Here is a 17,826-nt window from a genome sequence, read left to right as displayed (position 1 = left end):
CTGTCTTCGGCATGTGGCTGAAGACCGTTGCCATCAGCTCATGTCTCTCAGTCATGTCCCAGTTACGCACGGACTGTCGAGGGATATCAATTGACCCGCTCGACGTATTCGTCTGCGATGTCGAGTGCTCGGTCGATGACGTTCAGGCCCTCCAGCACCTCGTCGTCGGGGGTGTTGAGCGGTGGGACGACGTGGATGCGGTTGAAGTTGGTGAACGGCAGGACGCCGTTCCTCTTGATCTCCGCGGTCACCCGGTCCAACGCCTCGGACGAGCCGCCGTAGGGAGCAAGCGGTTCGCGCGTTTCGGGGTTCGACACCAGTTCGATGGCCCAGAAGCAGCCCATGCCGCGCACCTCGCCGACGGACGGGTGGTTGGCTTCGATCTTCTCCAGGTACGGTCCGATGACTTCGGCTCCGAGTCGCTTGGCGTTCTCGACCATCGCCTCGTCGCGCATGGCGTTGATGGTGGCGACCGCGGCCGCGGTGGCGAGTGGGTGCCCGGAGTAGGTGAGTCCGCCGGGGTATGCGCGCTCGGCGAATGTCTGGCGGATATCGTCGGAGATGATGACGCCGCCGAGGGGTACGTACCCTGAGTTCACTCCCTTGGCGAAGGTGATGAGATCGGGTGTCACGCCCCAGTGGTCGATGGCGAACCATTCGCCGGCGCGGCCGAATCCGGCCATCACCTCGTCGGCGATGTACATGATCCCGTACTTGCGGGTCAGCTCCCGGACGCCTGCGAGGTATCCGGGTGGCGGCGCGTAGATGCCGGCGGTGCCGGGGATCGACTCGAGCATGACGGCTGCGATGTTCTGCGGCCCTTCGAGGACGATCATGTCTTCGAGGTGGCGCAGGGCCCGCTCGGTCTCTTCGGTCTCGTCGGCTGAGCCGAAGTACGACCGGTACGTGTAGGCCGGCATGAAGTGGACGACGCCTGCGCCTGGGGTGTCGTTGGCGAAGCGGCGCGGGTCGCCGGTGAGGTTGACTGCCAGCGTGGTGCCGCCGTGGAAGCTGCGGTAGGCCGTGAGGACCTTCTGGCGGCCGGTGTGCAGGCGGGCCATGCGCACGGCGTGCTCGTTGGCGTCGGCACCGCCGTTGGTGAAGAACACGCTGTTGAGGCCCTCGGGGGCCAGTTCGGTGATGAGCCGGGCGGCTTCGGAGCGGGCGTCGTTGGCATGCGGTGGTGCGATCGTGCACAGCCGGGCGGCCTGGTCCTGGATCGCCTTGACGACCGTTGGATGCTGGTGTCCGATGTTCGTGTTGACCAGCTGCGAGGAGAAGTCGATGTACTCGTTGCCATCGGCGTCCCACAGCCGTGATCCCTGGGCGGCGACGACCGCCATCGGGTCGATCTTGTCCTGGGCTGACCACGAATGGAAGACGTGCTTGCGGTCAAGCTCCTTGCCGCGCCGGGCACGTTCCAGATCGTCCTGGGAGTACGGACGGCTGCCGGTCTCTGCCGTCTGGCCGGTGTCGGTGACGTGCTGGTCTGTCATGGTTCGTTCTCCTTTGAAGCTGAGGGCTGGGGTGTCCGATGCGGTGATCAGCCGTTGGTCGGGAATCCCAGGTTGATGCCGAGCTGGCTGGGGTCCTGCCAGCGCTTCGTGATGACCTTGCCGCGGGTGAAGAAGTGCACGCCCTCGGCTCCGTGTGCGTGGGTGTCGCCGAACAGGGAGCTCTTCCAGCCGCCGAAGCTGTAGTAGGCCATCGGCACCGGGATCGGCACATTGACACCGACCATTCCGACCTGGACTTCGTTCTCGAACCGGCGGGCCGCCCCGCCGTTGTTGGTGAAGATGGCGGTGCCGTTGCCGTACTTGTTCTCGTTGATGAGCGCCAGGCCCTCGTCGTAGGACTTCACACGCACGACGCTGAGAACTGGCCCGAAGATCTCATCCTGGTAGATCGACATGTCCGGTGAGACGTTGTCGAAGAGCGTCGGATTGAGGAAGGCATCAGCGGAGTCGGCGTCGAAGTCTCCTTCTCGCCCGTCGACGACGAGTGTGGCTCCGGCCTCCACACCGGCGTCGATGTAGCCGGCGACCTTGTTGCGGTGCTCGACGGTGACCAGCGGGCCCATGTCGGTGCCGCGGGTGCCGTCGCCGACCTTGAGCGAGCGGGTGCGCTCAGCGATCTTGGAGACGAGCTCATCGGCGATGTCCTCGACTGCCACGACGACTGAGATCGCCATGCAGCGCTCGCCGGCTGCGCCGTATCCGGCGTTGACGGCGGCGTCGGCGGTGATGTCGAGGTCAGCATCGGGCAGCACGAGCATGTGGTTCTTCGCGCCGCCGAGCGCCTGCACGCGCTTGCCGTGCGAGGTCGCCGTTTCGTAGACGTACTTGGCGATCGGGGTCGAACCGACGAACGACACGGAGGCGACGCGCTCATCGCTCAAGAGCGTGTCGACGGATTCCTTGCCGCCGTGGACGACGTTGAAGACACCATCGGGCAGTCCTGCTTCCTTCCACAGCTCGGCCATCCAGTTCGCAGCCGAGGGATCCTTCTCCGAGGGTTTGAGGACGACGGTGTTGCCGGCGGCGATGGCGACGGGGAAGAACCACATCGGCACCATCGCCGGGAAGTTGAATGGCGAGACGATGGCAGACACGCCGACCGGCTGGCGCACCGAGTGCACGTCGACGGCAGCCGAGGCGTTCTCCGTGTGACCGCCCTTGAGAAGGTGCGGCATGCCGCAGGCGAACTCGACGACCTCCTGGCCGCGGCTGATCTCACCGAGCGCGTCGGCGAGCACCTTGCCCTGTTCAGCGGTGATGATCTCTGCGAGCTCCTCCTTGCGTGCGTTGAGCAGCTCACGGAAGGCGAACAGCACGGCGGTCCGCTTCGACAGCGACGTGTCCCGCCACGCAGGGAACGCGTCACTGGCGGCGGCGATCGCCTGCTGTGTCCGCTCGGCGTCGGCGAGCGGCACGCGACCGGAGACGACTCCTGTCGCCGGATTGACGATGTCAGCGGTGCGCGCACCGTCGTCTTCGGTGACAGCCGTGCCGTTGATCCAATGTGCCAGAGTCTCCATCGAAACCTCTCCCCGATCGCTGATGTGAAGGTGCGGGGTTCTCAGGGCCGGAAGCCCGGTGTGACTGACCCCACAATGCTGGACGCCAGTATCATGCCCGCAGCGGCTCCGCGCACTGAGCACTCTGTCAATCTCTCGCCCAGCATCTTTGCAGACTGTAAACTAGCGCCATGCGCGTACACCTGTCCTGCGAGCGGAGCCCGAGGTGAGCCCGCTGAACGGGACGGGCCGGGAGGGCGTTACCGTCCGCACGGTTCTGTCAGTACCCGAGCTTCAGCAGACGCAGCTAGCCGTCCTCTCCGGTGAGGATCGGCTCGATGCACCGGTGCGGTGGGTCCACATCGCTGAGACCGAGGACGTCGCGTCGCTTTTAGAGGGCGGGGAGTTCCTGCTATCGAGCGGGCCGGCGTTCCGCCTCAACGTCGGTCGCACCCGCGCGTTCCTGCTGCGTCTGGAGGCAGCCGGCGCAGCAGCGTTCGCAGTCGAGATCGTCACGGACGACGATGTACCGGACGCCTCCTCTCTGGAGGTGCTGCGCGCAGCGAGCGCAGGTCTGCAGATCCCGGTCATCGCACTGACGAAACGGGTCCGGTTCGCCCGCATCACCCAGACGGCCCACCGCCTGCTCATCGCCGAGCACTTGGAGTGGATCGAACGCACGCGCGAAGTGCATGAGGTGTTCACCGAGCTCAGTGTCAGCGGGGCGGATGAGGCGAAGATCGTCGAGCGGACAAGCGACCTGCTCAACACCTCAGTCGTCCTCGAAGATGCCGCCCATCGCATTCTGAGCTTCGAACTGCGCGACGCGACGGAGGACGACCTCTTCGATGACTGGCCGTTGCACAGCGGGCGGGCGGTGGCCGTCGGGATGAAGCAGAACCGGTGGGGCAGACTCGCTGCCCCTTTCGCAGACCCTGCCGATCGCTACGCCGCCGAGGTGCTCGAGCGCGCGGGTCAGGCCATCACCCTCGTGCGGATGGCGACTCAGCATCAGCGGGATCTGCTGCTCGACGCCACTGACCGTTTCCTCGGTGAGCTCTCGACGCACACCCAGATGACAGACCAAGTGGCCGCACAGAGATCGCAGCGATACGGGATGAGCCGATCGGAGACATACGCCGCTGTCGCGCTGCACACTGCCGACGTCTCGGATGCCGCTGGGGTCGATCTCTCCGACTACCAGCTGGAAGAGCGGCGCATCCGCAGCGAGCTCATCACCGCAGGCCGAAGCCTGGGTCTCTCCGCGCTGACGGGCACATGGCGCTACGGCACCGTCGTCGCCCTGGTCGGCTTTCCCACCGACGCAGTCGACGCGCCTCTCGCCGAACTCAGCCGCACTCTCGAAGCCAATCTCAACTGGCCCATCACGATCGGGGTGGGCCCAACTCGCAGCAGCGTGCTTGCTGCCGGCCGAGACCTCGAGACGGCAGTCGAGACTGCCCGGATCGCGGCAGGAATGTCTGTGCGTAAGCGTCCCTTCTACCGGTTCGCCGACCTGCGGCTCAACGGCCTCATCGCAGGCCTGGCCGACGATGCGCGGATGCGGGTCTTCGCCGAAAGCGAGCTGGCACCGCTGCTCGGCACCGGCGGAGACGCGTCATTGGTTCCTGACCACGCAGCACTCGATTTCCTCCAGACCTACGTTCTGGCTGCCGGGAACAAGACCGCGGTGGCGGCACAGCTGGGCATCAGCCGCCCGGTCGTCTACGAACGCGCCCGGCGGCTGGAAAAGCGGCTCGGCGTCTCGCTCGAAGATGCCGAGTCCCGCGCTGCGCTGCTGATGGCGCTACTGTGGTGGCGCTCGCAGCGCTGACCCTGCCCTACTCCGCCTCGGTCTGCATTTGCGACGCGCGCCCGAGCAGCTCGGAGTGGAACGCCAAGCACAGATTGGCGATGACGAGGGGGTCTGACAGCGAGCCACCCAGCAGCTCCTCGATGCGGTTGAGCCGGTAGCGCAGCGTATTCGGGTGGATCGCGAGGTCGGCAGCCGCCCGGTTGATCGTGAGGTTGGCTGCCAGGTAGCTCAGGAGCGTTTCGAACAGCTCGGGCCGGGTGCGCAGCTCGGCCGCGTACCCGGCGAGCACCGACCGGTCGCGCAGACTCGTCCCACCGGCGAGCAGCCATTCGAGCGGGGAGAGCTCATCGACCCGGACCACCGCTCCCGAGGCGGGGGTCGCCTCACGATCGGCAGCACCGCTGCCATTGGCGAACGCTGCGTTGCGGCGGGCCAGGCGCAGGGCGGTCTCGGTGGCGCGGGCGATCTCCGGCAGCGCCGAGAGCTGACTGAAGGGTTCGGAGACTCCGGTGACGAGTCGGCCGGGCACCTGTCCGAGGCCGGTGATGAGCGCCTCGGCTGCGTCCCCAGCCGGGACGAGCAGGCGCATGCCCGGGTCCTGGTCGCCGAGGCGGGCCGATTCGATCGCGAGCATCGGCATACCGAGTGCCGCTCCAGACCCGCGGTCGCTCACGCGGCTGGACAGGTGGGCGGGTGCGAGGATCGCGTCGAGGTCCGAGCGGGTGAAGACGGTGCCGGCGGCGGTCGCGCAGATGATGAAGTGCAGCTCGGAATACGGGGTGAAGCCGAGTTCGGCCATGCGCTGCCAGCTGCGCTGCTCGGCGCCGACAGAGATCCCGAGTTCGAGTTCGCGCAGCAGCGCCGCGGAGCTGACGACCTGCTGGGTGCGGGCGAATCCCTCGACGGCGCCGAAGGATCCGAGGATCGAGCGCAGGGTGTCGAACACCGTCGCCGAGGTGGTGCGCAGGCGGGCACTGTCATGCGAGGCGAGGACGAGGTGGTAGCTGTGGGTGCGCACGCGGATGAGGTCGGCGGCGACGTTCCAGCGGCCGACGGCGAACGGCTCTCCTGCGGCATGCGCAGAGTCCGCCAGGTGTGAGGCGATGAGCTTGACCGGCCCGGCGCCGGAGGCGTGCAGCAGCGCGTGGCTGTCGTCGAAGACCATCGCTGACCCGTCGCACAGCCTGGCCATCACCCGCACGAGGGAGGCGAGCGGATCATCGGCGTCAGCGGCGGCGAGCAGCTGCTGCATGATCGCCAGCCGCTCGGTCTCGACCGCAGCCGCGTCGGCGATCGCGCGGTACAGCCGGGCTGCCGCAGCATCGGGGCCACCGGTGAAGCCCAGGACGCTGATGTCGCGTTGGCTCAGCTGTGTGAACAGCGAGGCGCCGGCTTCCTCAGAGGACGTCTCGGTGTCAGCGGCCTCGGGGCGCGCCAGCGCGGATCCGCAGATGACGACCGCGCGCACGCCCGCTGACCGCAGTGCTTCGGCTGAACCAGTTGATGCCACTGCGGCAGCCAGTTCGGCCTCGGAAGCGGTGAGCAGGATGCGGGTGCCGGCTGGCGCGGGATCCCCGCTGGATTTCTGCACTTCGGGCAGTGGGTCGCCGGCGCTCAGCACCTCGGTGATCGCAGCCGGCGAGCGCATGCGGGACTGCACGAGGATCGAGCCGTCGCCACCGAAGGCGTCGACCGCCTCGGGAACGGTCAGAGCCATCCGTCCTCCTTCTCACTGCGCCGGGCCCGTGCGCGGGGAGCACACCAGGGCTTTTGTGATTTCTACAATAGCGCCTGTCGAAGTTCTCAGATTCTCCATTGCCGCAGTGAACACACTTGGCAAGACTGTGGTGCAATTCACAAAGGAGGAGAAATGACAGATCTTCGAGTGGCCGTCGACGTCGGTGGCACGTTCACCGATGTCTGCATCTTCGACGATGCCGACAAGACCATGCGGGTGACGAAAGTCCCCTCAACCCCCGACGATCCGATGCGCGCCGTCATCGGCGGTGTCGAACGCGGGAACATCGACCTGAGTAACGTCAGCCTGTTCTCCCACGGCACGACCGTGGCGACGAATGCGCTCATCACCCGCAGGTTCCCCAAGGCCGCGCTCGTGACGACGAAGGGCTTCCGCGATGTCATCGAGATCCGCGACGGCACCAAGGATGAGCTGTGGGACGCCTACAAAGATGTGTCCGGCCCCTACATCCGCCGCCGCGACCGCTTCGAAGTCACCGAACGCGTCGACTACTCCGGCCGCGTCGTCGAAGCATTGAACGAAGATGAGGCCCGCGAGCTCGCCCGGCTGCTGAAGAAGCGCGGCACGACAACGGTGGCCGTCTGCTTCATCAACGCCTTCGCCAACGCTGAGAACGAAGTGCGCATGCGCGAGATCCTGCAGGAGGAGATGCCCGAGGCGGCCGTGTCGACCTCGGCGGAGATCCTGCCGGAGATCTTCGAGCACGACCGCTTCAATACCACCGTGTCGAACGCGGTGCTCGGCCCGCTGGTCGCCGGTTACGTCGAACGCCTCGACGGCCAGCTCAAGGACGACGGCTACGACGGCGACCTGCTGCTCCTGCACTCCGGTGGCGGTTCGATGACCCCGGCGATGGTCAAGCGGTTCCCCGTTAGGCTCGCAGCCTCCGGCATCGCCGCCGGTGCGATCGCAGCCAAGCACGTCGCCGAGCAGTGCGGGTACGACAATGCCGTCGGCCTCGATATGGGCGGCACCTCGACCGACATCTCACTCATCGCCGACGGCGAGCTGCGGGTGACGAAGGAATGGGAGGTCGAATACGGCCACCCGATCGTCTTCCCCAGCATCGAAGTGCTCACCATCGGCGCCGGCGGCGGTTCGCTGGCCCACATCGACATCGCCGGCTCCCTGCGCAACGGACCGCAGTCCGCCGGTGCAGACCCCGGCCCGGCCTGCTACGACCAGGGCGGCACCGAACCGACGAACACCGACGCCAACCTGCTGCTCGGTCGGCTCGGCACCGACCTGGCCGGCGGTGCGATGACGCTGCGCCGCGACCTGGCCGAGAAGGCCGTCGTCTCGACGATCGCCGAACCCCTCGGCCTCGAACCGGCCGAAGCCGCCGAGTCGATCCTCGATGTGGCGAACGCGAACATGGCCGATGCCGTGAGGCTCGTCTCGATCCGCCGCGGTCTCGACCCGCGCGACTTCGCGCTGCTGGCCTTCGGCGGCGCCGGTGCGCTGCACGGCGCGGAGGTCGCCCGCGAACTCGGCATCCCGACCGTCGTCGTCCCGCCGAGCCCCGGTGTCACCTCAGCGCTCGGCTGCCTGCTCGTCGACATCCAACACGACCTCTCGACGATGTACACCGCCGTCGCCTCGACCGCTGACAGCGACGACCTCGAACAGCAGTTCGCCGAACTCGAATCGACTGCTGCCGAGCGGCTGCGCCATGAGGGCGTCGCCGAGGCCGACACCGAGCTCAAGCGCGGCATCTCGATGCGCTACCAGGGCCAGTGGCGCTCCCTGCAGGTGCCGATGGGCACCGGCCCCGACGCGCTGGCCGAGGCGGTGCGCACCTTCCATGAGGAGCACGAGCGCCAGTTCGCGTTCCGCCAGGACGACAACCCCGTCGAGATCTACCAGCTGCACCTCAAGGCCCTCGGCAAGACCCCGAAGCCGGCCTTCACCCCGGCCGAAGCCGACGGCTCGGCCCTGCCTGAGCCGGTCGAGCGCCGAGAGGTGTACTTCGACGGCCAGTGGCACGACACCCCCGTCTACGACCGCGACGCCCTGCGCCCGGAGATGGAGCTGTCGGGACCGGCGATCATCAACCAGCTCGACTCGACCACCGTCGTGCCGCCGAACACGACGGCAGTCATCGACGAATGGCTCAACATCCGCATCCACCTGAGCGCGAGCGAAGGAGACGAGAAATGAAAACCCTGACCAACGCCTCGGGACCGGCGACAACTCTGCACCCGGTGACGTTCGAAGTGCTCAAGAACGCCTTCGCCACCAGCGTCGACCTCATGAGCGAGCAGATCCTGCGGACCTGCTACTCGTTCGTCATCTACTCCCGCGACTTCTCCTCAGCCCTGTGCGACAAGTACGGCAACACCGTCATGCAGGGCAGCGGCGACATCGCCGTGCACGTGGGCACCCTGCACTTCCAGTGCAAGGCCGTGCTGGAGGAGTTCCGCGACGACATCAACCCCGGCGACGTGTTCGCCATTAACGACCCGTACCGCGGCGGCACCCACATGAACGATGTCTCGTTCATCCGCCCGATCTTCGTCGAGGACGAGATCATCGGGTTCGCGCAGAACAAGGGCCACTGGGCCGACATCGGCGGCAACGTCCCAGGCTCCTTCGACGTCAACGCCCGCGAGCACTTCTCCGAGGGCCTGCGCATCACCCCGGTTCGGGTGTGGCGGGCCGGTGAGTTCCTCCACGACGTCGCCCAGCTGCTCGTCTCCAACACGCGAGCACCTGCGCAGGCGCTCGGCGACCTCAACGCCCAGTCCGAGGCGACCGCGGTGTGCGAGCGCGAAATCCTCCGGCTGGTCGACAAGTACTCGAAGGACACCGTGCTCACCGCGATGCAGGAGACGCAGGACTACGTCAAGCGCACCGTGCTCGGCAGCCTCGCCGGGCTGCCGCACGGCGAATGGGAGACCGTTGACTACCTCGACGCCGACCCCGCCCACGGCGAGGGGCTCGTGCCGATCCGGATCAAGCTGCGGCTCGATGGTGAGGGCATCCACTACGACCTGACCGGTTCGGCCCCGGCGGTCTCGACGTTCCTCAACTCCGGGTACGGCACGACGCATTCGGCGATCTACGCAGGCACGAAGACCTTCTTCCCCGAAGTGCCGCTCAACTCCGGCTTCTACGCTGCGGTGACCGCCGACATCGGCGAAGAGGGCACCGTCGTCAACGCCGGCTGGCCGAACGCGGTGACCGGATTCTGCTCGGGGCCGTACGAGAAGGTCATGAACGGTATCTTCGAGCTGTGGAGCAGGATCATGCCCGAGCGGGCGATGGCCTGCGCGTTCAACCTGGAGTATCTGCTGGTGGGAGGCCATGACGGCCGCACCGACGACCAGCAGTACTTCATGTGGTACGACTGGATGGCCGGCGGCTGGGGCGGCCGGGCGACGAAGGACGGCTCCTCGGCGACCTCGCCGGTGTTCGGCACCGGCCTTGCCGTGCAGCCGGTCGAGGGCCAGGAGCGCCTCAACCCGATCCTGACGACCAGCCACGCGATCAACACCGACTCCGGCGGGCCCGGCAGGTTCCGCGGCGGCTGTGGTGTGGAGAAAGGCGGCGTGCTCACCGATGCCGTCAAGACCGTCATGAGCTACTGCTGTGACCGCGGCCGCTCCGTCACCTGGGGCATTGAGGGCGGACTACCGTCCTACCCGCACGGTGTGTGGCTGAACAAGGGCACCGAGGACGAGAAGTACCTCGGAGCGACGTTCTCGAATGTGCCGATCGAATCCGGTGACGCCTTCACCCGCCCATCGGCTGGCGGCGGCGGGTTCGGTGATCCACTGGAGCGTGAGCCCGAGGCGGTGCTCGAGGACGTCATCGACGAGTACGTCTCCGTTCGCCGGGCCGAGCGCGACTACGGCGTCGTCATCAAGGTCATCGACGCTGAGCTCGATGAGTACGAGATCAACGCCGAGGCGACCGAGAAGGCGCGTGCGGAGATCCGCTCCCAGCGCGCCGGCTGGCTGAAGGCCGACCCCGAGGCGGTGGCTGAGCAGTACCGGAAGGGCGAGCTCGACGTCCACGACGTGTTGCGCCGCTACGGCGTCATCCTCGACTGGGGCACCGGCGAGTTGTTCCCGGACACCACCGCCGAGTACCGCCGCATGATGGCCAAGCGCTCAGCAAAGCACTGGACGTCGTGATCGATCGGTCTCACTGACCTGAAGCACTGAGGCGGCCGCACACCTACACGTGTGTGCGGACGCTGACGTTCTCGAGTTATCCACAGGGATACGCGGACACCCTGACACGCGATGTGCCGCGACGTAGACTGAAAACAGGCGGAAGGAGGAGCATGAGCGTTCGGACAATCGCCGCGGTCCCGGTCTTCTCGGGAAAATCTACGCCGGGCACCGAACACGTGAATCACGACCGCTGGGGTGCCGTCAACCGCACTGCATGGGTCATCGACGGTGCCACTCGGACCTCATCCGCCCCGATTTCGAACTACGTTGCTTCTCTTGACGCTGCTCTGACAGCCCACGCGGCAGACGACTCGCTTTCGCTCTCGGAGCTCCTCGCTTCGGCAATCGCACAGATTGCAGCTGACTACTCGGGCACCAACGTCTCAGCCACCGTAGCCATGGCGCGGCAGAGACCGCATGGCGGTTGGGACTGGCTCGTACTTGGTGACTCGGCCGTCGCGTACGCAGATGAGAACGGAACTCACCTCATCCAGGACACTCGTTTGGCATGCGTCGGAGTTGCACAGCGCGCTCGGAAGCGTGCGATCGAACTCAATGAGCTTGATGGCGCACACCTCAAGGACGCTAAAGCGGCTCTCTTAGCTGCCGAGGATGCTGCGAGGAATGTACGCGGAGGATTCTGGGTCGCAGCCGATCGGCCCGATGCGGCCATGCACGCTGTCACCGGATCAACAAGCGCCGAAGACCTGGTACTCATGACAGACGGTGTCTTTTCAGGCTTCGCAGCCGAAACGTGGGATGACGCTGAGCAAATGGTTCATGATGTTCTCCACGCCGGTCCCGAGCACGTTCTTCAGAACGTTCACCGCGACGTGATGACTGCACACGGTCGGGCAGACGATATGACCCTCGTTCACGCTCACGCCTCCTGACGCTCCGCGAGAACTCCCCCATGGACGCGATTTCTGAAGCATTCGACTGGGTGTCTCGCACCGTCGCCATCGTCACCGTCGTGACAGTGATCTGGAGATTCATCAGGTTCCGTGGACGACAGCGTGTCATTGCAAAGTTCTTCGGAAGTCGCGCCATCACCATCTGTCTTCCACGGCGCGAGCTCTCGAACAGGTCAGCAATCGTCGAAGCAGACTTCGTTGCCGCCAAGACACTGGAACTGTTCTTACAATCGTTCAAGATTCGAGTCGACTATTCCTTTGTCGAGCCCGACGGGACTATCGACCTGCAGGCTCCTGGGCTGGTCGTGATCTGCGGACCAAAGTCCTCGAACGTCGTCGCCAAGGCGCTCAACAATGACTCCGCATTCTCGTTCCAGCAGCAGGGTGAGCACTGGACGATCTTCGATCACACCACCAAGTCCACGTATTACTCCCGTTCTGACACCAAGGGCCAGCAGTCAGACATCGGATTGCTCAGCCGAGCACACGTCGCCGCTCACTCTCGAAAGACGTTCCTCTCTCTTGCCGGAGTGCACGCAGAAGGGTCAGCCGTGATGGCGGAGCACCTCTGCGACTATCGCACGCTCAAAAGAATGATGAAGCGAAGCAGGAGGCACATGTTCTCCGCCGTCATCGCCGACACCTATAATGTCGATCCACTCCGTGTCACCAGCACTCAGGAACTTGTGTTCCGAAAGCGTCGCCAAGCTGTGCCAACCCCGCCGCCGCTCGTTGACGTCGATCCGCCTGGCGAGAACAGCTATGCCTAAGCACTGACGTACCCTGAACCTATGAACTCGACAGGCAGCGCAGCGGGAGATTCCCGCTCTTCCGATGCGGGCGCGGACTCCGCGCTTGTGCGCGGGCTGCGGGTGCTCACGCACGTTGCCGAAGGTGGCGAGGTCAGCGCCCAGGATGTCTCCGAGGAACTCGGCCTGCCGCTGTCGACGACGTACCGGTATCTCAAGACGCTTACAGACTTCGACCTCATCGAAAAGCAGCACGGCCGTTTCGTGCCCGGTTGGCGGCTGTCGGCCTGGTCGGGTCAGGACATCACCCGCACCCGGCTCGTCGAAGTAGGGCACTCCTTCCTGCAGGGTCTGACGAACCGTACTGGCAAGGTCTCCGTGCTCACCGTGCGCACCGGGCACAACGCCGTGTGTCTGCGGCAGGTGTCCCCGAGCGCCGATACCGACATCTCGTTTCGCATCAACCAAGTGCTGCCGATCTACCGCGGCGCCGGTCAGCGCGTGCTGCTCGCCTACGCTCCGCCTGCCGTCATCGAAGGCGCGCTCCGCGCTGTCAGCGCCGATGCCGCCGATGAAAAGGAGGCACTCGCCCGCCGTCAGCACCTCATTGCCGACCTCAAGGACATCCGCGCCCGCGGAATCGCGGTCTCCCACGGCGAGCTCATCGACAATGCCGTCGCTGTGGCTGCACCTGTGCGCGTTGGCGGGGAGGTCATCTGCTCACTGGCCGTGGCCGGCCGTGCCGACCGGGTTCCGGCGAACCTCGTGAAGTCGCTGACGCCGGTCCTCACCTCCGCCGCTGCAGAACTCGGTGTCGAGCTCTCCGCCTGAGCCGCACTTCGCCTGCTCCCCCACCCTGCCGACTGCCTTCCCAGCCCATGAGATTGGCACGGGCGCCGCGCCTCGGCGACGGCTACCGTGAGGGCAGACACAGCTGGCGGCACATGGCAGCCTGCCGCCGGGCGTCTCCTGACCGCACTCACTCCCGGAGGTTCCGATGACGGCCCTCACCGCGACCGCGCTGGCCGACGATCCGTACGCGCCCGAGGTGCTGCGCGACCCGTACCCGTTCCTCACCCGCCTGCGCGCCGCCGGGCCGGCCGCCTGGCTGAGCAAGTACAACGTGCACGCCTTCGGCCGGGATGCCGAAGTGCGCGAGATCCTCGAAGACTGGGAGACCTACATCTCCGGTGCCGGGGTCGGGATCGTCAACATCCACCACGACCCGCCGCTGCGCAAGCCGGGCATCCTCGAAGTCGATCCGCCCATCCACACGCGCATGCGCGAGGCGATGACCGGAGTCATCAATCCCCGCCGCCTGCGCCCGCTGCGCAAGGGCTTCGCCACCTACGCGAAGACGGTCCTCGACGATGTGCTCACCGGTGACTGCACGTTCGACGCCGCCGAGGTGGCAGAACGGTTCGTGCTGCGCGTCTTCGGCGACGCGGTCGGGATCCCGCGCGAGGGCCGGGCGGAAAACCTGCCAGCGCAGGGGGCTGCGAACTTCGCGACCTTCGGCCCGCAGAACGAGGTCGCGCGCGGCCACATCGAAGCCGCTGAGGGCACCTATGACTGGGTGCTGGAGAACTGCGCACGCGAGGTGCTCAACACCTCGGGCATGGGTGCTCAGATCTGGGAGTTCGCCGATGCCGGAACGATCGATGCCGATGAGGCCACACTGCTCGTGCGCGCGATGCTCTCCGCCGGGCTGGACACGACGATCTTCGCGATCACCAACACGCTCAACGCGCTGGCCCAGCACCCGGATCAGTACGCCCGCGTGCATGCCGACCCGAGGCTGGCGAAGTACGCCATCGACGAGGCGTTCCGCTGGGATGCACCGTTCCAGTCCTTCTTCCGCACCACCAGCCGCGACACCACGCTGGCCGGCATCGACCTGCCGGCCGAGACGAAGGTCCTCGTCTTCCCGGGTGCGGCCAACCGCGACGAAGAAAAGTGGGGCGCGGATGCCGATGAGTTCCGCATCGACCGCGACGCCAGCGGGCACCTGACCTTCGGGATGGGCATCCACCAGTGCGTCGGCCAGCCGATCTCGCGGATGGAGATGGACGCGTTCTTCTCCGCGTTCTGCGCCCGTGTTGCTCACCTCGAACCGACCGCCGAGCCCGAGCCGCTCATCCACACGACCCTCCGCTCCTACACCTCGGTGCCGCTCAAGGCCACACCCGCCTGAACCGCCTCCGCGCCGGAGCACCCCGGCGCCGCGAGCGCACCTGCCATCTGACCGTCTGACCTGCGAGGAGACCCCTCTATGACCGCACGCCCGCACCTGCACCACGCCACCGCCCCACTGCCCGGCCAGCCGGCAGCAGCCGAGGAGTTCGACGGCCCGGTGCTCACCCTCGGGGAGGCCGATCTGAGTCTCGCCGAGATGGTCGACGTCGCCCGGCACCGCCGCCGCATTGCACTCGCTCCGGCAGCGCAGGAGGCCTGCCGGGAGTCGCGCGCCTGGCTCGATGACGTCATCGACCGAATGAAGGCAGGCGAGGACGTTGAGGCGATCTACTCGGTCAACACCGGCTTCGGCTCGCTGGCCGGCCGGCAGGCGTTCCCCACTGCCGGGGATGCCGCTGAGCTGTCCCGCCGGCTCATCCTCGCTGACGCCTCGGGCATCGGCCGGCTCGTCGACGAAGAAGTCGTGCGCGCCACCATGCTCATCCGCATCCAGTCGCTCATCGCCGGACACTCGGCGATCTCCTGGCCGCTCGTCGAAGGGCTCGTCGCGATGCTCAACCACGATGTGTGGCCGGCCGTGCCCGAATACGGTTCTCTCGGCGCCTCCGGTGACCTCATCCCGCTGGCCCACATCGCCCTCGTGCTCACCGGCCCGCCGACCGGAGAGGACAAACCCGAGGACTCCGGTGAGGCGGTACTCGACGGCCAGATCGTGCCCGGCACCGAGGCGATGGCCGCCGCCGGCATCGACCGCGTCCCGGTCGGTGCCAAGGACGGGCTCGCACTGCTCAACGGCACCTCGTTCTCACTCGCCCAGACGGCGCTGGCCGCCTGGGATGCCACCACTCTGCTGGAGACCACGCAGGTGACCGCGTCGATGACGATCGAGGCGCTACTCGGCTTCGGCGATGCGTTCATCGACGAGCTGCACACCGCCCGCAAACAGCCCGGCCAGATCGCCGTTGCCGCCCGGATGCGCGAGCTCATGGCCGACTCGAAGCTCATCACCGGCAGCCGCGATGCCGACCCGGAGAGGCAGCCGCCGCAGGACGCCTATTCGCTGCGCTGCATCCCGCAGGTCTTCGGCCCGGTCGCCGACACGCTCGACTTCGCCATCGGCGTCATCGAACGCGAACTCAACGCCGCCACCGACAACCCGCTCGTCTTCCCGCAGCTGTCCCGACCGCTCAAGGCGGTCTCAGGCGGGAACTTCCACGCCGAATACGTCGCCTTCGCCGCTGACTTCCTCTCGATCGCGGTCACCGAGATCGGCAACATCACCGAGCGTCGCGTCTTCCGCCTCGACGACGGCACCCTCAACCGCGGTCTGCCGGACATGCTCGTCGACTCCGAGCAGGTCGGCATGGACTGCGGGTTCATGCTGCCCCAGTACCTCGCCGCCGCCCTCGTCTCCGACTGCAAGACGCTCGCCCACCCGGATTCGGTCGACTCGATCCCGACGTCGGCGAACCAGGAGGATCACGTCTCGATGGCCAACAACGCCGGCCGTCACCTGCGCCAGATCGTCGCCAACATCGAAGCCGTCGTCGGCATCGAACTGCTCATGGCCGTCCAGGCACTCGAACTCCGGGTGACCGCCGGCCGCCCCGACGGCCGGGCCGTGACCCGTGAGGAGATCTCGTCTGCCGGCCGGCGGGTCATGGACATGCTGCGTTCGACGACCGACACGCAGGGCCGGGCGATCGCCCACCTGACCCAAGACGTCGTCCTCTACCCGCAGGTGCGCACCGCCACCGCCCTCGTCAAGGACGGAGCCGTCGTCCGCGCCGCCGACGGCCAGACCAGCACCTCCTGAGACTGGCCCGCCCCGGTCGGTGAGGGGATACGATGGGCTGTCGCCATCCACCCACCGCCAACCGAGGGAGCACACCGCCTGCGATGACTGCCCAGAGCACGCCGTTTCGCACCAGCCGGGGCCTCGATGCCCTCGCGCTCGCCTGCCTCGTGCTCATCGCCGCGAGCCTGCGTCCAGCCGCCACCTCGCTGGGCCCAGTCCTCGCCGAGGTCACCGACGCCTTCTCCCTCACCGCCTGGCAGTCCGGGCTGCTCACCGCCTTCCCCGGCCTCGTCTTCGCCGCCTGCGGACTCATCGCCCTGCCCCTGCTCAAGCGGGCAGGCCTGTTCGGGGCGCTGACGATCTCATGCGTGTGCACCGCCACCGGCGTCATCGCCCGCGCCCTGTCGGCCAGCTGGCCGGGATTCGCGACGCTCACCGTGCTGGCACTGGTCGGCATGGCGCTGGGCAACGTCGTCCTCCTCGTCTACGTCAAAGCCCGCTTCCCGGCCCGCGGCCAGATCGCCGCGACCGTCTTCACCGTCTCGCTCGGCCTCGGCGCCACCCTGCCCTCGCTGCTCACCGCCCCGCTGACCGAGCAGGCCGGCACGTGGCGGGTCGGCCTGGGCTTCTGGGCGGTCATCCCCGTCACCGCACTCGTCGCCTGGCTCGTGCTCCGGGCCGCCGGCTCGGTCCCGCAGATGGCCACCTCCCCCGCTCCCGAGGCGGAGGGCACCGGCGTGCGCAAACGCATCGTGGCCTCGCCGAAGGCACGCTGGATGGCGCTGTTCTTCGGCTTCCAGTCCGTCAACGCCTATGTGCAGTTCGGCTGGCTGCCCCAGATCTACCGCGACGGCGGCCTCGACTTCGTCACCGCCGGGATCATGATCGGCATCGTCGCCTTCTCCGGCATCCCCGGCGGGTTCCTCGCCCCGCAGATCATCGTCCGCGACATCTATCCACGCACCTTCATCCTCAGCTTCGCCGCCGCTTCGACCGCCGGCTACACCGGACTGCTCATCTCTCCAGCCGCCGCACCAGTGCTGTGGGCGGTGCTGCTGGCCTACGGCGGCTTCGCCTTCCCGGCAGTGCTGGCGCTCATCACCCGCCGGACGACCGATGTCACGATCACTGCCTCGGCCTCGGCGTTCGTCCAATCCAGCGGCTACATCCTCGCAGCCGTCTGCCCGATGATCGTCGGCGCGCTGCTCGGCCTGACCGGCGGGTGGACGGCCCCGATCGTCTTCATGATCGGCATCAGCGTGCTCATGGGCATCACCGGCGCGCTCGCCGCGGCACCCGGCACCGTCGACGAGGAGCTCGTCTAGGTGTAGTTCCTCGGGAGGTTGTGAACGGGATTTGAGGTCAGAGAAGACCCCCGGTATCGAGGTGGGTAACGA

12 protein-coding genes are annotated in these 17,826 nt (G+C 66.9%); 9 read left to right on the top strand and 3 right to left on the bottom strand.

All coding sequences use genetic code 11. The features are described 5' to 3' along the window. Positions 1 to 86: 86 nt before the first annotated feature. Together H9634_RS13890 and H9634_RS13885 are read right to left on the bottom strand one after the other, a co-directional pair. Positions 87 to 1,496: an aspartate aminotransferase family protein gene (locus H9634_RS13890; RefSeq protein ID WP_191727401.1), complete on the bottom strand. Its 1,410-nt coding sequence runs from the start codon at positions 1,494 to 1,496 to the stop codon at positions 87 to 89. 47 nt (positions 1,497 to 1,543) lie between these two features. After that, a complete protein-coding gene (locus H9634_RS13885; protein WP_191727400.1) occupies positions 1,544 to 3,037 on the bottom strand; it encodes a CoA-acylating methylmalonate-semialdehyde dehydrogenase in 1,494 nt (497 codons plus the stop codon). A gap of 205 nt (positions 3,038 to 3,242) precedes the next feature. Here H9634_RS13885 and H9634_RS13880 point away from each other — a divergent pair, with 205 nt between their 5' ends. After that, positions 3,243 to 4,850 carry a PucR family transcriptional regulator ligand-binding domain-containing protein gene (locus tag H9634_RS13880; protein WP_191727399.1) on the top strand — a complete coding sequence of 536 codons (1,608 nt, stop codon included), beginning with the start codon at positions 3,243 to 3,245 and terminating at the stop codon, positions 4,848 to 4,850. Positions 4,851 to 4,857: 7 nt separating this feature from the next. On the opposite strand, the gene H9634_RS13875 is transcribed toward H9634_RS13880, so the two are convergent. Then, a complete protein-coding gene (locus H9634_RS13875) occupies positions 4,858 to 6,549 on the bottom strand; it encodes a PucR family transcriptional regulator (protein ID WP_191727398.1) in 1,692 nt (563 codons plus the stop codon). Positions 6,550 to 6,702: 153 nt separating this feature from the next. Between H9634_RS13875 and H9634_RS13870 the strand changes: the two genes are divergently transcribed. The 8 genes from H9634_RS13870 to H9634_RS13835 all read left to right on the top strand — a co-directional run bounded on the left by H9634_RS13870 (position 6,703) and on the right by H9634_RS13835 (position 17,754). Next, complete coding sequence (locus H9634_RS13870; protein ID WP_191727397.1) at positions 6,703 to 8,751, top strand: hydantoinase/oxoprolinase family protein; 2,049 nt, start codon at positions 6,703 to 6,705, stop codon at positions 8,749 to 8,751. Next, a complete protein-coding gene (locus H9634_RS13865; protein ID WP_191727396.1) occupies positions 8,748 to 10,730 on the top strand; it encodes a hydantoinase B/oxoprolinase family protein in 1,983 nt (660 codons plus the stop codon). The genes H9634_RS13870 and H9634_RS13865 overlap by 4 nt, the downstream gene beginning before the upstream one ends. A 152-nt stretch (positions 10,731 to 10,882) precedes the next feature. Then, positions 10,883 to 11,665, top strand: a complete 783-nt coding sequence (locus H9634_RS13860; RefSeq protein ID WP_191727395.1) for a PP2C family serine/threonine-protein phosphatase — start codon at positions 10,883 to 10,885, stop codon at positions 11,663 to 11,665. Between the two features lie 20 nt (positions 11,666 to 11,685). Then, entirely contained in the window at positions 11,686 to 12,456 is a 771-nt protein-coding gene (locus tag H9634_RS13855) for a hypothetical protein (protein ID WP_191727394.1), read from the top strand. Between the two features lie 21 nt (positions 12,457 to 12,477). Continuing rightward, positions 12,478 to 13,266: an IclR family transcriptional regulator gene (locus H9634_RS13850; RefSeq protein ID WP_191727393.1), complete on the top strand. Its 789-nt coding sequence runs from the start codon at positions 12,478 to 12,480 to the stop codon at positions 13,264 to 13,266. A 166-nt stretch (positions 13,267 to 13,432) separates the two neighbouring features. After that, a complete protein-coding gene (locus H9634_RS13845) occupies positions 13,433 to 14,629 on the top strand; it encodes a cytochrome P450 (RefSeq protein WP_191727392.1) in 1,197 nt (398 codons plus the stop codon). Between the two features lie 78 nt (positions 14,630 to 14,707). Next, positions 14,708 to 16,447: an HAL/PAL/TAL family ammonia-lyase gene (locus H9634_RS13840; protein WP_191727391.1), complete on the top strand. Its 1,740-nt coding sequence runs from the start codon at positions 14,708 to 14,710 to the stop codon at positions 16,445 to 16,447. 83 nt (positions 16,448 to 16,530) lie between these two features. Next, a complete protein-coding gene (locus H9634_RS13835; RefSeq protein WP_191727390.1) occupies positions 16,531 to 17,754 on the top strand; it encodes an MFS transporter in 1,224 nt (407 codons plus the stop codon). Positions 17,755 to 17,826: the final 72 nt, after the last annotated feature.

The organism is Brevibacterium gallinarum (assembly GCF_014836885.1).
Classification (GTDB): Bacteria; Actinomycetota; Actinomycetes; order Actinomycetales; family Brevibacteriaceae; genus Brevibacterium; species Brevibacterium gallinarum.
Note: the sequence above shows the minus strand (reverse complement) of the source record. Positions and strands in the feature narration are given on the sequence as shown.

Excerpts from the sequence above, each read along its gene's own strand:
- H9634_RS13855 (WP_191727394.1), top strand. The coding sequence starts at position 11,686 with ATGGACGCGATTTCTGAAGCATTCGACTGGGTGTCTCGCACCGTCGCC.
- H9634_RS13835 (WP_191727390.1), top strand. The coding sequence starts at position 16,531 with ATGACTGCCCAGAGCACGCCGTTTCGCACCAGCCGGGGCCTCGATGCC.
- H9634_RS13840 (WP_191727391.1), top strand. The coding sequence starts at position 14,708 with ATGACCGCACGCCCGCACCTGCACCACGCCACCGCCCCACTGCCCGGC.
- H9634_RS13845 (WP_191727392.1), top strand. The coding sequence starts at position 13,433 with ATGACGGCCCTCACCGCGACCGCGCTGGCCGACGATCCGTACGCGCCC.
- H9634_RS13885 (WP_191727400.1), bottom strand. The coding sequence starts at position 3,037 with ATGGAGACTCTGGCACATTGGATCAACGGCACGGCTGTCACCGAAGAC.
- H9634_RS13865 (WP_191727396.1), top strand. The coding sequence starts at position 8,748 with ATGAAAACCCTGACCAACGCCTCGGGACCGGCGACAACTCTGCACCCG.
- H9634_RS13860 (WP_191727395.1), top strand. The coding sequence starts at position 10,883 with ATGAGCGTTCGGACAATCGCCGCGGTCCCGGTCTTCTCGGGAAAATCT.
- H9634_RS13890 (WP_191727401.1), bottom strand. The coding sequence starts at position 1,496 with ATGACAGACCAGCACGTCACCGACACCGGCCAGACGGCAGAGACCGGC.
- H9634_RS13875 (WP_191727398.1), bottom strand. The coding sequence starts at position 6,549 with ATGGCTCTGACCGTTCCCGAGGCGGTCGACGCCTTCGGTGGCGACGGC.
- H9634_RS13850 (WP_191727393.1), top strand. The coding sequence starts at position 12,478 with ATGAACTCGACAGGCAGCGCAGCGGGAGATTCCCGCTCTTCCGATGCG.
- H9634_RS13870 (WP_191727397.1), top strand. The coding sequence starts at position 6,703 with ATGACAGATCTTCGAGTGGCCGTCGACGTCGGTGGCACGTTCACCGAT.